Origin of the sequence: Pseudomonas gebzensis (assembly GCF_034427815.1) — a bacterium.
Lineage (GTDB): Bacteria > Pseudomonadota > Gammaproteobacteria > Pseudomonadales > Pseudomonadaceae > Aquipseudomonas.
Window position 1 is genome coordinate 142,169 of the sequence record NZ_JAXQNS010000012.1, and the last position, 13,083, is coordinate 155,251.

The 13,083-nt window shown below is 64.8% G+C and carries 11 protein-coding genes; 10 read left to right on the plus strand and 1 reads right to left on the minus strand.

The features are described from left to right. Window positions 1-147: 147 nt before the first annotated feature. The 10 genes from edd (at window position 148) to SJI00_RS20535 (ending at window position 12,043) form a co-directional block, all read left to right on the plus strand. A complete protein-coding gene (gene edd, locus SJI00_RS20490; protein ID WP_322463494.1) occupies window positions 148-1,974 on the plus strand; it encodes a phosphogluconate dehydratase in 1,827 nt (608 codons plus the stop codon). After that, window positions 1,971-2,930: a glucokinase gene (locus tag SJI00_RS20495; RefSeq protein WP_322463495.1), complete on the plus strand. Its 960-nt coding sequence runs from the start codon at window positions 1,971-1,973 to the stop codon at window positions 2,928-2,930. The genes edd and SJI00_RS20495 overlap by 4 nt, the downstream gene beginning before the upstream one ends. A gap of 110 nt (window positions 2,931-3,040) precedes the next feature. After that, window positions 3,041-3,766 (plus strand): response regulator transcription factor, encoded by a 726-nt coding sequence (locus SJI00_RS20500; RefSeq protein WP_322463496.1) that lies wholly within the window; start codon window positions 3,041-3,043, stop codon window positions 3,764-3,766. Further along, window positions 3,747-5,210: an ATP-binding protein gene (locus tag SJI00_RS20505; RefSeq protein WP_322463497.1), complete on the plus strand. Its 1,464-nt coding sequence runs from the start codon at window positions 3,747-3,749 to the stop codon at window positions 5,208-5,210. Before SJI00_RS20500 ends, SJI00_RS20505 begins: the two co-directional genes overlap by 20 nt. A gap of 239 nt (window positions 5,211-5,449) precedes the next feature. Further along, on the plus strand, window positions 5,450-6,712 hold the full coding sequence (locus SJI00_RS20510; protein ID WP_322463498.1) for an ABC transporter substrate-binding protein: 1,263 nt from the start codon (window positions 5,450-5,452) through the stop codon (window positions 6,710-6,712). 86 nt (window positions 6,713-6,798) lie between these two features. After that, window positions 6,799-7,707, plus strand: a complete 909-nt coding sequence (locus SJI00_RS20515) for a carbohydrate ABC transporter permease (RefSeq protein ID WP_322463499.1) — start codon at window positions 6,799-6,801, stop codon at window positions 7,705-7,707. Continuing rightward, window positions 7,700-8,533: a carbohydrate ABC transporter permease gene (locus SJI00_RS20520; RefSeq protein ID WP_322463500.1), complete on the plus strand. Its 834-nt coding sequence runs from the start codon at window positions 7,700-7,702 to the stop codon at window positions 8,531-8,533. Before SJI00_RS20515 ends, SJI00_RS20520 begins: the two co-directional genes overlap by 8 nt. A gap of 3 nt (window positions 8,534-8,536) precedes the next feature. Further along, the gene (locus tag SJI00_RS20525; RefSeq protein ID WP_322463501.1) at window positions 8,537-9,697 is read left to right on the plus strand and encodes an ABC transporter ATP-binding protein; all 1,161 of its coding nucleotides are present in this window, start codon (window positions 8,537-8,539) and stop codon (window positions 9,695-9,697) included. Between the two features lie 23 nt (window positions 9,698-9,720). Then, window positions 9,721-11,064 carry a carbohydrate porin gene (locus SJI00_RS20530; protein WP_322463502.1) on the plus strand — a complete coding sequence of 448 codons (1,344 nt, stop codon included), beginning with the start codon at window positions 9,721-9,723 and terminating at the stop codon, window positions 11,062-11,064. A gap of 124 nt (window positions 11,065-11,188) precedes the next feature. Continuing rightward, complete coding sequence (locus SJI00_RS20535) at window positions 11,189-12,043, plus strand: D-hexose-6-phosphate mutarotase (protein ID WP_322463503.1); 855 nt, start codon at window positions 11,189-11,191, stop codon at window positions 12,041-12,043. Here SJI00_RS20535 and hexR read toward each other — a convergent pair. Beyond that, window positions 12,036-12,899, minus strand: a complete 864-nt coding sequence (gene hexR / locus SJI00_RS20540; RefSeq protein WP_322463522.1) for a DNA-binding transcriptional regulator HexR — start codon at window positions 12,897-12,899, stop codon at window positions 12,036-12,038. The genes SJI00_RS20535 and hexR overlap by 8 nt on opposite strands. Between the last annotated feature and the right edge of the window lie 184 nt (window positions 12,900-13,083).

Consider the following 13,083-nt stretch of genomic DNA (forward strand, 5'->3'; position numbering starts at 1 on the left):
GCAATATTTTGTTTAGAACATACAACGAGTGGTCGGGTTCAACCGGATGATGTGGTGAAACAAGCCTGGGCATGAGCCTAGGCTTCAATCGCTGCGACGGGAAATGCCCAGCAAGACCGCCCTTACCGCAAGCCTGGAGTCCTGTACATGCATTCGCGCATCCTTGAGGTCACCCAGCGGCTGATCGAACGCAGCCGTGCCACCCGTGAACGCTACCTGGCGCTCATCCACGGCGCGGCCAGCGCCGGCCCCATGCGCGCCAGCCTGCAATGCGCCAACTTCGCCCACGGTGTGGCCGCCTGCGGCACGGATGACAAACAGACCCTGCGCCTGATGAACGCGGCCAACGTTGCCATCGTCTCGGCCTACAACGACATGCTCTCGGCGCACCAGCCGTACCTGCACTTCCCCGAACAGATCAAACAGGCGCTGCGTGACATCGGTTCGGTCGGCCAGTTCGCCGGCGGTGTGCCGGCGATGTGCGACGGCGTCACCCAGGGCGAGCCGGGCATGGAACTGGCCATCGCCAGCCGTGAAGTGATCGCCATGTCCACGGCCATTGCGCTGTCGCACAACATGTTCGACGCCGCGCTGATGCTCGGCATCTGCGACAAGATCGTGCCGGGCCTGATGATGGGTGCCTTGCGTTTTGGCCACCTGCCGACCGTGTTCGTGCCAGGCGGGCCGATGGTCTCGGGCCTTTCCAACAAGGAAAAGGCCGACGTGCGCCAGCGTTATGCCGAAGGCAAGGCCAGCCGGGAAGAACTGCTCGAGTCGGAGATGAAGTCCTACCACGGTCCAGGCACCTGCACCTTCTACGGCACGGCCAACACCAATCAGTTGGTGATGGAAGTGATGGGCCTGCACTTGCCGGGCGCCTCGTTCGTCAATCCCTACACGCCGCTGCGCGAGGCGCTGACGGCCGAAGCGGCGCGGCAAGTGACGCGCATGACCAAGGCCAGCGGGCAGTTCATGCCCATTGGCGAGATCGTCGATGAAAAATCCCTGGTCAACTCCATCGTTGCCCTGCACGCCACCGGCGGCTCGACCAACCACACCCTGCACATGCCGGCCATTGCCCAGGCCGCCGGCATCCAGCTGACCTGGCAAGACATGGCCGACCTGTCCGAGGTGGTGCCGACGCTGTCGCACGTCTACCCCAATGGCAAGGCCGACATCAACCATTTCCAGGCCTCTGGCGGCATGGCCTTCCTCATTCGCGAGCTGCTCGACGCCGGGCTGCTGCACGAGGACGTCAACACGGTTGCCGGGCCTGGCCTGCGCCGCTACACGCAAGAGCCGTTCCTCGAAGACGGCCAACTGGTCTGGCGTGAAGGGCCGACAGCAAGCCTCGACGAATCGATCCTGCGCCCCGTGGCGCGGCCGTTCTCGCCTGAAGGTGGGCTGCGGGTCATGAACGGCAACCTCGGCCGCGGCGTGATGAAAGTGTCGGCGGTGGCGCGCGAGCATCAAGTGGTCCAAGCCCCGGCGCGGATTTTCCAGGACCAGCAGTCGCTGGCCGACGCCTTCAAGGCCGGTGAGCTGGAGTGCGATTTCGTGGCGGTGGTGCGCTTCCAGGGCCCGCGCTGCAACGGCATGCCCGAGCTGCACAAGCTGACGCCCTTCCTCGGCGTGCTGCAGGACCGCGGCTTCAAAGTGGCGCTGGTGACCGACGGGCGGATGTCCGGCGCCTCGGGCAAGATCCCAGCGGCCATCCACGTGTGCCCCGAGGCCTTCGATGGCGGCCCGCTGGCACGGCTGCGCGATGGTGATATGGTGCGCGTCGACGGCGTCGAAGGCACGCTGCAGGTCATGCTCTCGGCCGAGGAACTGGCCAGCCGTGATCTGCCCCCCGCACCTCAAGGCAATGACCTGGGCTGCGGGCGCGAGCTGTTCGGCTTCATGCGCGTCGCCTTCAGCTCTGCCGAGCAAGGCGCCAGCGCCTTTACCGCAGATTTGGAGAAGCTTGGATGACGGACTTGCTGGTCGGCGACATCGGTGGCACCAACGCGCGCTTTGCGCTGTGGCGGAACAACCAGTTGGAGGCCGTGGAGGTGTTTGCCACCGCCGACTACAGCGGCCCGGAACAGGCCATCGAGCACTACCTGGCCGACCAGGGCGTGGCGCCCGGTGGCGTGCGCGCTGCCTGTCTGGCTGTGGCCGGGCCCGTGCAGGGCGATGAATTCCACTTCACCAACAACCAATGGCGCTTGAGCCAGCGGGCGTTCTGCGAGCACTTGCAGATCGAGCGTCTGCTGCTGGTCAACGACTTCACCGCGATGGCGCTGGGCATGACCCGGCTCAAACCCGACGAATCCCTTGAGGTGTGTGCCGGCACCCCGGACCCGATGCGTCCGGCATTGGTCATCGGCCCAGGCACCGGCCTTGGCGTCGGCTGCCTGCTGCGCCAGGGCGAGCAGCGCTGGTTGGCCCTGCCAGGGGAGGGCGGGCATGTCGACCTGCCTGTGGGCAATGCTCGCGAGGCGGCGATCCGTCAGTACCTGCAAAGCCAGCTCGGCCACGTCAGCGCCGAAAGCGTGCTCAGTGGCGGCGGCCTGGTGCGTCTGTACCAAGCCCTGTGCGCCATCGACGGCGACGTGCCGCAGCACAAGACCCCGGCACAGATCACCGATGCCGCGTTGGGCGGTGAGCCTCGGGCCATGGCGGTGATCGAGCAATTCTGCCGCTTCCTTGGCCGGGTGGCGGGCAACAACGTGCTGACGCTCGGTGCTCGCGGTGGCGTGTACATCGCCGGGGGCGTGATCCCGCGCTTCGCTGAGCTGTTCCTGCGCAGTGGCTTCACCGCCAGCTTCACCGACAAGGGCCTGATGAGTGACTACTTCGCCGGTATTCCGGTCTGGCTGGTCACCGCTGAGCTGTCGGGCCTGCTCGGCGCCGGCGTCGCGCTGGAGCAGTCACTGCACGCATGATCCTCGGCATGGCAGGCCCGCGGCCTGCCAGCTACACTGCCGGCCGCACGTACCCCACACCTACCAGACACATCGGCGGCTGCACCTGTCAGCCGGATAAAGGATCGACCGTGAGCACCTCCGGTAAATCGATACTGATGGTCGACGACGACCACGACATCTGCGAACTGCTGCAAACCTACCTCAGCCGCGCCGGCTTCGACGTGCGCGCCGAAGCCAGCGGCCAGGGCTTTCGCCAGGCGCTGGAAGGCGGCGACTTCGACCTGGCCATTCTCGATGTGATGCTGCCCGACGAGGACGGCTTCAGCCTGTGCCGCTGGGTGCGTCAGCATCCGCGCCACGCGCGGGTGCCGATCATCATGCTCACCGCCAGTTCCGACGAGACCGACCGGGTCATCGGCCTGGAACTGGGCGCCGACGATTACATCGGCAAGCCCTTCGGCCCGCGTGAGCTGCTGGCGCGCATCAAGGCGCTGCTGCGGCGCACCGAGTTCGCCCAGGTCGCGCCTGCCAGCAGCGTGCTCAGTTTCGCCGACTGGCGCCTGGATACCACGCGCCATCGTCTGTATCACCGAGACGGCGAAGAGGTGATCCTGACCGGCGCCGACTTTGCCTTGCTCAAACTGTTTCTCGACCACCCGCAGCAGATTCTCGACCGCGACACCATCGGCAACGCCACCCGCGGGCGCGAGCCGATGCCGCTCGATCGCATCGTCGACATGGCCGTGAGCCGCCTGCGCCAGCGCCTGCGTGACACGGAAAAACCCCCACGCCTGATCCGTACCGTGCGCGGCAGCGGCTACGTACTGGCCGCCGATGTTCGCCCGAGTGCCTGAGGCACGCTCGGGGTTGGGTCGGTGGCTGCCGCGCTCGTTGCTGGGGCGCATGCTGCTGCTCACCTTGCTGGTAGTGCTGCTGGCGCAGAGCCTGTCGAGCCTGATCTGGGTCGCCCAGCTTCGTGCCAGCCAGTTGCAGGGGCTGCAAGCCAGCGCCCGCAGCTTGGCCCATTCGATGACCGCCAGCGTCAGCTATTTCCGATCCCTGCCGGTGGCCTATCGGCCGATGGTGCTCGACCAGTTGCGCAGCATGGGCGGCACACGCTTCTTCGTCTCGCTCAATGATCGGCCGCTGGACATGCCGCACCTGCCGCTGACCACACGCAAGCAGACCGTCGTGGACGTGTTCGATGAGGTCCTGCGCGAGCGCCTGGGCCAGCAGATGGACTTCACCGTCGAATTCGTCAAACCCCAGGACCTGCGCATTTTCAACAGCGGCCTGAAGCTGGACGAGCTGCCGCGCTCCTGGGCGCACTACGCACTGACCCTGGAGCCACTCAATCCGCCGGTGCTGGTGATCCAGATTCGCCTGGCCGAGCACGAATGGCTGTACATCGCCTCGTTGCTTCCCGAGCCCTACACCGGCCTTGAAGAACAAGGCCTGCCGCGCCAGCAGATCGGTTTCATCGTGCTCACCACGGCCTTGCTGTTGCTGTTCATCGGCTTGCTGGTGCACTGGCAGACCCGTCCGCTCAAGCGCCTGGCGCGCGCGGCGCGCGACTTGTCGCTGGGCGCCGATGTGCCGCCGTTGGCCGGAGGTGGCGGCAGCGAAGTGGTAGAGGTGACACGTGCCTTCAACAGCATGCGCGAGCGTATCAGCCGCTATCTGACCGAACGCAGCCAGTTGTTCAGCGCCATTTCCCATGACCTGCGCACGCCCATCACGCGCCTGCGCCTGCGCGTCGAACTGCTCGAGGACGAGCAGGCCCAGCGCACCTTCAACCGTGACCTCGATGAGCTGGAATTGCTGGTCAAGGGCGCGCTGCAGTGCGTCAAGGACACCGACATCCACGAGAACATCGAGCCTGTGGATCTCAACCAAGTGCTGGAAATGCTCACCGAACCGTACCTGCGCGACGGTCGCATCACCCTCGAAGGCCGCGCGCTGGCGCCGTACCCGGGCAAGTCGCTGGCGCTGCGCCGGTGCATCGGCAATCTGATCGACAACGCCATCAAATACGGCGAACGCGCCCACCTGCGGATTCTCGACAGCGCCACCGGCTTCGTGCTGCAGGTCGATGACCAAGGCCCTGGCGTGCCGCAGCAGCGGCTGGAGCAGGTGTTCGAGCCGCACGTGCGCTTGTCTGCCCAGCAGCAGGGCTACGGCCTGGGCCTGGGCATCGCGCGCAACATCGCTCACAGCCATGGCGGCGAAGTGAGCCTGCTGAACCTGCGCCAGGGCGGTCTGCGCGTGACCTTGAGCTTGCCGCGCAGCGCAGAGTGACCGTCACGGCCGGCCCGTGGTGAAGGCTCGCATGGCCAGGCAAGCGTGGGCCGACCCTGGGTGTCCGCCAACGGTGCTGGAGCGTCCAAGCCCCGCGGGCAGTCATTCATCACCAATGTCACCGCCCGGTGACAATTACACAGCGCTTTGTTACCTGACGCTGCCACCCGCCTGTTTAGACTCCGATGCAAGCGCAAGCACTCGACTTGCCTGGCATAACAACAAGAAAGGTTTCCTTCATGAATGCATTCACCCGCCTGGCTACTGCCGTATCCCTCGCTTGCGCCCTGCCACTGAGCGCCGTTGCTGCTGACAACGGCACCGTCGAAGTCCTGCACTGGTGGACCTCCGGCGGCGAAGCGGCGGCCGTGAGTACCCTCAAGCAGCAGATCGAAAAAGACGGTTTCACCTGGAAAGACAACGCCGTGGCGGGGGGTGGTGGCGCCGCTGCCATGACCGTGCTGAAGACCCGTGCCGTGGCTGGCAACCCGCCCGCTGCCGCGCAGATCAAGGGCCCCGACATCCAGGACTGGGGCGCGCTGGGCCTGCTCACCGACCTCAGCGACGTGGCCAACGCCAACCATTGGGACCAACTGCTGCCCGCCAAACTCACCCCGATCTGGAAGTACGACGGCCATTACGTGGCCGTACCGGTGAACATTCACCGGGTCAACTGGCTGTGGATCAACCCACAGGTCTTCGAGAAGGCCGGGGCCAAGGTGCCGGAAACCCTCGACGAGCTGTTCGCCGCCGCCGACAAGCTCAAGGCCGCCGGCTTCCAGCCCCTGGCCCACGGCGGACAGCCCTGGCAGGACAGCACCGTGTTCGAGAACCTGGTGCTGAGCATTCTTGGCCCGCAGGGCTATCACAAAGCGTTCGTCGATCTGGATGAAAGCACCCTGACCGGCCCGCAGATGGTCGAGTCGTTCAAGACCCTGCAGCGTCTGGCCGGTTACATGGACCCTAACCGCGCAGGCCGTGACTGGAACATTGCCGCGGCGGAAGTCATCAACGGCAAGGCCGGCATGCAGATCATGGGCGACTGGGCCAAGAGCGAATGGACCGCGGCCAAGAAGGTCGCCGGTACCGACTACGTGTGCGTGCCTTTCCCCGGCACCCAAGGCAGCTTCACTTACAACATCGACTCCATGGCGATGTTCAAGCTGACCAAGGAAAACGACATCAAGGCGCAGAACGACCTGGCCAAGGTGGCCCTGGAGAAACCCTTCCAGACGGCCTTCAACCAGAACAAAGGCTCGCTGCCGGTCCGCCAGGACATGGACATGAGCCAGTTCGACGCCTGCACCCAGCGCTCGGCCAAGGACTTCAAGCAGGCCAGCGAGGGTCAAGGGCTGCAGCCGAGCATGGCGCACAACATGGCCTCGACCCTGGCCGTGCAGGGCGCCATCTTCGATGTCGTGACCAACTTCCTCAACGACGCCAAGGCCGATCCGGCCAAGGCGGCCAAGCAGCTCAACGCGGCCATCAACGCCGCACGCTGATGGCTGATCGACCCAGCCGCGGCGGGTAGAAAACCCGCCCGGCCGGGCCACTTCACGCCCGTCTTTCCCTTTCTGGAAAACTCGCCATGAACACTGCGACCACGCCTCGCCGTGCATCCCCGTTGGACGCTTTGCAGCGCTGGCTCCCCAAGCTGGTGCTGGCCCCGAGCATGCTCATCGTGCTGGTGGGCTTCTACGGCTACATCCTCTGGACCCTGGTGCTGTCCTTCACCCAGTCGAGCTTCATGCCCAGCTACAAATGGGCGGGCCTGACCCAGTACGCCAAGCTCATGGCCAACGACCGCTGGTGGGTGGCAAGCAAGAACCTCATGGTCTTCGGCGGCATGTTCATCGGCATCAGCCTGGTGGTCGGCGTGGTGCTGGCGGTGTTGCTGGACCAGCGCATCCGCCGCGAAGGTTTCATTCGCACCGTGTACCTGTACCCCATGGCGCTGTCGATGATCGTCACCGGCACCGCCTGGAAGTGGTTGCTCAACCCGGGCCTGGGCCTGGACAAACTGCTGCGTGACTGGGGCTGGGAGGGCTTTCGCTTCGACTGGCTGGTCGATTCGGAGCGGGTCGTCTACTGCCTGGTGATCGCGGCCGTGTGGCAGGCCTCGGGGTTCGTCATGGCGCTGTTTCTGGCCGGTCTGCGCGGGGTCGACCCGTCGATCATCCGCGCCGCCCAGGTCGATGGCGCCAGCCTGCCGCGCATCTACCTGCGCATCGTGCTGCCGAGCCTGCGTCCGGTGTTCTTCAGTGCGGTGATGATTCTGGCGCACATCGCCATCAAGAGCTTCGACCTGGTCGCCGCCATGACTGCCGGCGGGCCGGGTTATGCGTCCGACCTGCCGGCCATGTTCATGTACAACTTCACCTTCAGTCGCGGGCAGATGGGCATGGGTTCGGCCAGCGCCATCCTCATGCTGGGCGCCATCCTGGCGATCCTGGTGCCGTACCTCTACTCGGAACTGCGGAGCAAACGCCATGACTAGCCGCCGCTTCTCTGCAAGCCGCCTGGCCATCTACAGCACCTTGCTGGTGGCCTGCGCGGTGTACCTGATTCCGCTGATCGTGATGCTGCTGACCAGCTTCAAGTCGCCCGAGGACATCCGCACCGGCAACCTGCTCAGCTGGCCTGACGTGGTCACCGGCATCGGCTGGTTCAAGGCCTGGGACAGCGTCGGCGGCTATTTCTGGAACTCGGTGAAGATCACCGTGCCGGCGGTGCTGATCTCGACCCTGATCGGTGCGCTCAACGGCTATGTGCTGTCGATGTGGCGCTTTCGCGGTTCGCAGCTGTTCTTCGGGCTGCTGTTGTTCGGCTGCTTCCTGCCGTTCCAGACGGTGCTGCTGCCGGCCTCGTTCACCCTCGGCAAGCTGGGCTTGGCCAGTACCACCACGGGCCTGGTGCTGGTGCATATCGTTTATGGCCTGGCCTTTACCACGTTGTTCTTTCGCAACTACTTCGCCAGCGTGCCGCAGGCGCTGGTGCAGGCAGCGCGGCTCGATGGCGCAGGCTTTTTCACCATCTTCACGCGCATCCTGCTGCCGATGTCGGTACCGATCATCATGGTCTGCCTGATCTGGCAGTTCACCCAGATCTGGAACGACTTCCTCTTTGGCGTGGTGTTCGCCAGTGGCGATGCGCAGCCCATCACCGTGGCCCTGAACAACCTGGTGAACACCAGCACCGGGGTCAAGGAATACAACGTCGACATGGCGGCAGCGATGATCGCGGGGCTTCCGACCCTGCTGGTCTACGTGGTCGCTGGCAAATATTTCCTGCGCGGCCTTACGGCCGGCGCGGTCAAGGGGTGACACATGGCACGCTTGCAACTTCGTAACGTCAACAAACGCTATGGCAGCGGTCTGCCAGACACCCTCAAAGCCATCGACCTGGCGATCGATTCCGGCGAGTTCCTGATCCTGGTGGGCCCCTCGGGCTGCGGCAAATCCACGCTGATGAACTGCATCGCCGGGCTCGAAGAAATCAGTGGCGGCGAGATTCTGGTCGAAGGCGTCGACATCAGTGGCATGAGCCCGAAGGACCGTGACATCGCCATGGTGTTTCAGTCTTACGCGCTGTACCCGACCATGACCGTGCGCGAAAACATCGCCTTCGGCCTGAAGATCCGCAAGATGCCCAAGGCGGCCATCGACGAGGAGGTGGGCCGTGTCGCCCGCCTGTTGCAGATCGAACACCTGCTGCAGCGCAAGCCCGGCCAGCTGTCCGGTGGCCAGCAACAGCGCGTGGCCATGGGCCGGGCGCTGGCACGGCGGCCGCAGATCTACCTGTTCGACGAGCCGCTGTCGAACCTCGACGCCAAGTTGCGCGTGGAGATGCGTACCGAGATCAAGCTGATGCACCAGCGCCTGAAAACCACCACCGTGTACGTCACCCACGACCAGATCGAAGCCATGACCCTGGGCGACAAGGTGGCTGTGATGAAGGACGGCATCATCCAGCAGTTCGGCACCCCGCAGCAGATCTACAACGACCCGGCCAACCAGTTCGTGGCGAGCTTCATCGGCTCGCCGCCGATGAATTTCATTGCGGCCACGCTGATCGTTCAGGACGGCCGCGTGCTGGCCGAGCTCGACAGCGGCCGGCAGCGCTGCGAGCTGCCGGTCGCAGCGCCCGTGGAAGCGGCGGGGCAGGCGGTGATCCTCGGCATTCGCCCCGAGCAGATCGCGCTGGGCCCGGAGCAGGGCAACGGTTTGCCAGGGCTGAGCGCGCAGGTCGACGTGATCGAACCGACTGGGCCTGACCTGCTGGTGTTCGTCACGCTCAATGGCAGCAAGGTCTGCTGCCGCCTGGCGCCGGATGTGGCATGCCGGGTCGGCGACAGCCTGCGTCTGCAATTCGATCCCGCCCGGGTGCTGCTGTTCGACGCGCAGAGTGGCGCGCGCGTGGACCGCCCGGCCAGCCTGTCCCAGCCCGCCAGCGCCGCAGCCTTGAACGCCGTCGGCGCACCGGAATAACAACAACAGAAGGACGTACCGCAATGGAGCATCGCAATCGCATCACCACCCTGGGCTCGCTGGCCCTGCTGGCTGCCGTCGGCAGCGGCGCGGCGCAGGCGGCCGAGGCGTTTTCCAGCGACTCGAAATGGATGACCGGAGACTGGGGCGGCACCCGCACCGAGCTGCTGGACAAGGGCTATGACTTCACCCTCGACTACGTCGGCGAAGTGGCCGGCAATCTGCGCGGTGGCTACAACCATGACCGCACCGCGCGCTACAGCGACCAGTTCGCCCTTGGCGCGCACCTGGACCTGGAAAAGATCCTCGGCTGGCATGACGCCGAGTTCAAGCTGGCGATTACCGAGCGCAGTGGCCGCAACCTGTCCAACGACCGCATCAGTGACCCGCGTGCCGGGCAGTTCAGTTCGGTGCAGGAGGTCTGGGGGCGCGGCCAGACCTGGCGACTGACACAGATGTGGGTCAAGCAGAAGTACTTCGATGGAGCACTGGACGTGAAATTCGGCCAGTTCGGCCCGGGCGAGGAATTCAACAGCTTCCCCTGCGACTTCCAGAACCTGGCGTTCTGCGGTTCGCAGGTGGGCAACTGGGTCGGTGGCATCTGGTACAACTGGCCGGTCAGCCAGTGGGCGCTGCGGGTCAAGTACAACATCGCGCCGGACTTCTTCGTGCAGGTCGGCGCCTTCGAGCAGAACCCCTCGAATCTGGAGACCGGCAACGGCTTCAAGCTTAGCGGCAGCGGCACCAAGGGCGTCATCCTGCCGGTCGAGGCGGTGTGGCAGCCGCAGGTCAACGGGCTGCCGGGCGAGTACCGCCTGGGCTACTACTACAGCACGGCCTCGGCCACGGATGTGTACCGCGACGTCAATGACAACGCCCAGGGCATCAGCGGCGACGGCTTCCGTTCGCATTCGAGCAAGCACGGCTGGTGGGTGGTGGCGCAGCAGCAGGTCACCGCACACAACGGCGATGCCAGCCGCGGCCTGAACCTGTTCGCCAACTTCACCGTGCACGACAAGGCCACCAACGTGGTGGACAACTACCAGCAGGTTGGCCTGGTCTACAAAGGCGCGTTCGATGCTCGGCCCAAGGACGACATCGGCTTTGGTGTCGCGCGCATCCACGTCAACGACGACGTGCGCAAGCGCGCAGAACAGCTCAATGCCCAGCTCGGGGTGGACGATTACGACAACCCGCGCTTCACGCCGCTGCAGCGCACCGAGTACAACGCCGAGCTGTATTACGGCTTTCACGTCACCAACTGGCTGACCGTGCGGCCCAACCTGCAATACATCAAGAGCCCCGGTGCGGTGGATGAAGTGGACAACGCGCTGGTGGCCGGCCTGAAGATTCAGTCGTCATTCTGAGGTGATTTGTTGTAACTTTACGCACTTTTCTTGTGGCCGCTTTGGCGGTTGATTTCTACCAGCCACGGCTTGAGTCGTGGCTGGTAGAGGTCGCGAATTCCATTACAACAAGAGCTTCAAACCCATGCCCGAACATCCACTCCACTGCCTCTTCAGCCCCGACCGGCCCAGGCCGACCTTTGAGTGGACGCGTCATCAGCAGCGTGATGTCCTGGTGATCGATCACCCTCGCTGCCAGGCGGTGTTCAGCCGTCAAGGGGGGCAACTGCTGCATTTTCAGCCGACTGGCGAACTGCCGTGGCTGTGGTGCGCGGCGCAATGGCCGCATGTGGGCGCCATTCGCGGTGGCGTGCCGGTGTGCTGGCCGTGGTACGGGCGCCATCCCAGTGAAGACCTGTGGCCGACTCACGGTTGGGCGCGGCTGCTCGATTGGGAGTTGCTGAGCAGCGAGCAAGACGAGGCGGGCGTCAGCCTCACCTGGCAGTTGCGCCTGTGCGATTGGCAGGTCGAGCTGCGTGCGCGGCTCTCCAGCACCATGGAGCTGGTGCTCACCACCGAACATCAAGACAGTGAAACCTGTCAGCTGAGCCACGCCCTGCTGGCCTACTGGCGTATCAGTCACGTGTCGAAGATAGCGCTGTCCGGGCTCGAAAACGTTGAAGGCTACGACCACATGAACCGCAGCGCCTGTCGCCAGACCGGGGCGTTGAAAGTGCACGGCGGCTGTCAGCGGGTGTACCCCGGCATGGCCGAGGTCCAGGTGCAGGATGCGGATTGGCAGCGGGCGTTGTGCATTGACACCAGCGACGGCGACGACACGGTGGTCTGGCACCCGGGCAGTCGTCCGCTGGTAGGGGTGACGGGACGCGAGGCGCGCGGCTTTGTCTGCGTCGAAGCAGCCAGTGGCTGCAACGAGGGCCTGAGCCTGGCGCCGGGCGAACAGGCGCAGTTGCGCCTGCAGGCGCACCGGCTCAGTTGAGCGGCTCGTCCTCGATGGGGTAGCGGCTGGCGTTGAGGCTTTCCTTGATCTTGCGCAGGTGCGGCTGGAAATCCACGCCGCGGCGCAAGGTCATGCCGGTGGCGAGCACGTCCAGCACGGTGAGCTGGATGATCCGCGAGGTCATGGGCATGTAGATGTCGGTGTCTTCAGGCAGCGGAATGCACAAGCTCAGGCTACTGGCCTCGGCCAACGGGGACCCGGCAGCGGTCAGGCTCAGCACCGAGGCGCCGTTTTCCCGCGCGGTGCGCGCCACTTCCACCAGCTCGCGGGTGCGCCCGGTGTAGGAAATCATCACGAACAGGTCGCCGGTGTGGGCCACCGAGGCGAGCATGCGTTGCATCAGCACGTCGGCATGGGCCGAGACGGCCAGGTTGAAGCGGAAGAACTTGTGCTGGGCATCCACCGCGACAGGCGCCGAGGCGCCAAGGCCGCAGAAGTGGATCTGCCGGGCCTGGATCATCATGTCGACGGCGCGGCTGATCTGCTGCGGGTCGATCTGCTGGCAGGCGCTGTCGAGGGAGGCAATGGCGCTGCCGAAGATTTTCTGGGTGTAGGCGGCCGGGTCATCGTCCGGCTCCACCGCACGGCTCACGTAGGCCGCGCCGCTGGCCAGGCTCTGCGCCAGCTGCAGCTTGAGTTCGGGGTAGCCGCTGACCTCGAACGAGCGGCAGAAGCGGTTGACGGTCGGTTCGCTGACCTTGGCGGCCTGGGCCAGTGCGGCGATGCTGAAACGGGTGGCCTGTTGCGGGTTGAGCAGGATGACTTCGGCGACTTTGCGTTCAGCCTTGTTGAGGTCGTCGAGGCGTCCCTGGATCTGTTCCAGAAGGTTTCGCACGCGGTCCATGGGGGGTCCTTGGGTCGATGAGGCGGCCAACGCCCGGGGCGATTGGCTTTTTACAGTGGCGTCTATCCTACTGTCGGTCAGCGGCGTGTACCACTTGTGAAAGGGAAAACTGCCATATGTTGTTAGATTTACTACATCGATGGTTGAAAATCAGGTTTGAAACCGGTATCTCTAC

Coding starts and splice junctions, on each gene's coding strand:
- SJI00_RS20535 (WP_322463503.1), top strand. CDS start 11,189: ATGCCCGAACATCCACTCCACTGCCTCTTCAGCCCCGACCGGCCCAGG.
- SJI00_RS20505 (WP_322463497.1), top strand. CDS start 3,747: ATGTTCGCCCGAGTGCCTGAGGCACGCTCGGGGTTGGGTCGGTGGCTG.
- edd (WP_322463494.1), top strand. CDS start 148: ATGCATTCGCGCATCCTTGAGGTCACCCAGCGGCTGATCGAACGCAGC.
- SJI00_RS20525 (WP_322463501.1), top strand. CDS start 8,537: ATGGCACGCTTGCAACTTCGTAACGTCAACAAACGCTATGGCAGCGGT.
- SJI00_RS20510 (WP_322463498.1), top strand. CDS start 5,450: ATGAATGCATTCACCCGCCTGGCTACTGCCGTATCCCTCGCTTGCGCC.
- SJI00_RS20495 (WP_322463495.1), top strand. CDS start 1,971: ATGACGGACTTGCTGGTCGGCGACATCGGTGGCACCAACGCGCGCTTT.
- SJI00_RS20520 (WP_322463500.1), top strand. CDS start 7,700: ATGACTAGCCGCCGCTTCTCTGCAAGCCGCCTGGCCATCTACAGCACC.
- SJI00_RS20515 (WP_322463499.1), top strand. CDS start 6,799: ATGAACACTGCGACCACGCCTCGCCGTGCATCCCCGTTGGACGCTTTG.
- SJI00_RS20530 (WP_322463502.1), top strand. CDS start 9,721: ATGGAGCATCGCAATCGCATCACCACCCTGGGCTCGCTGGCCCTGCTG.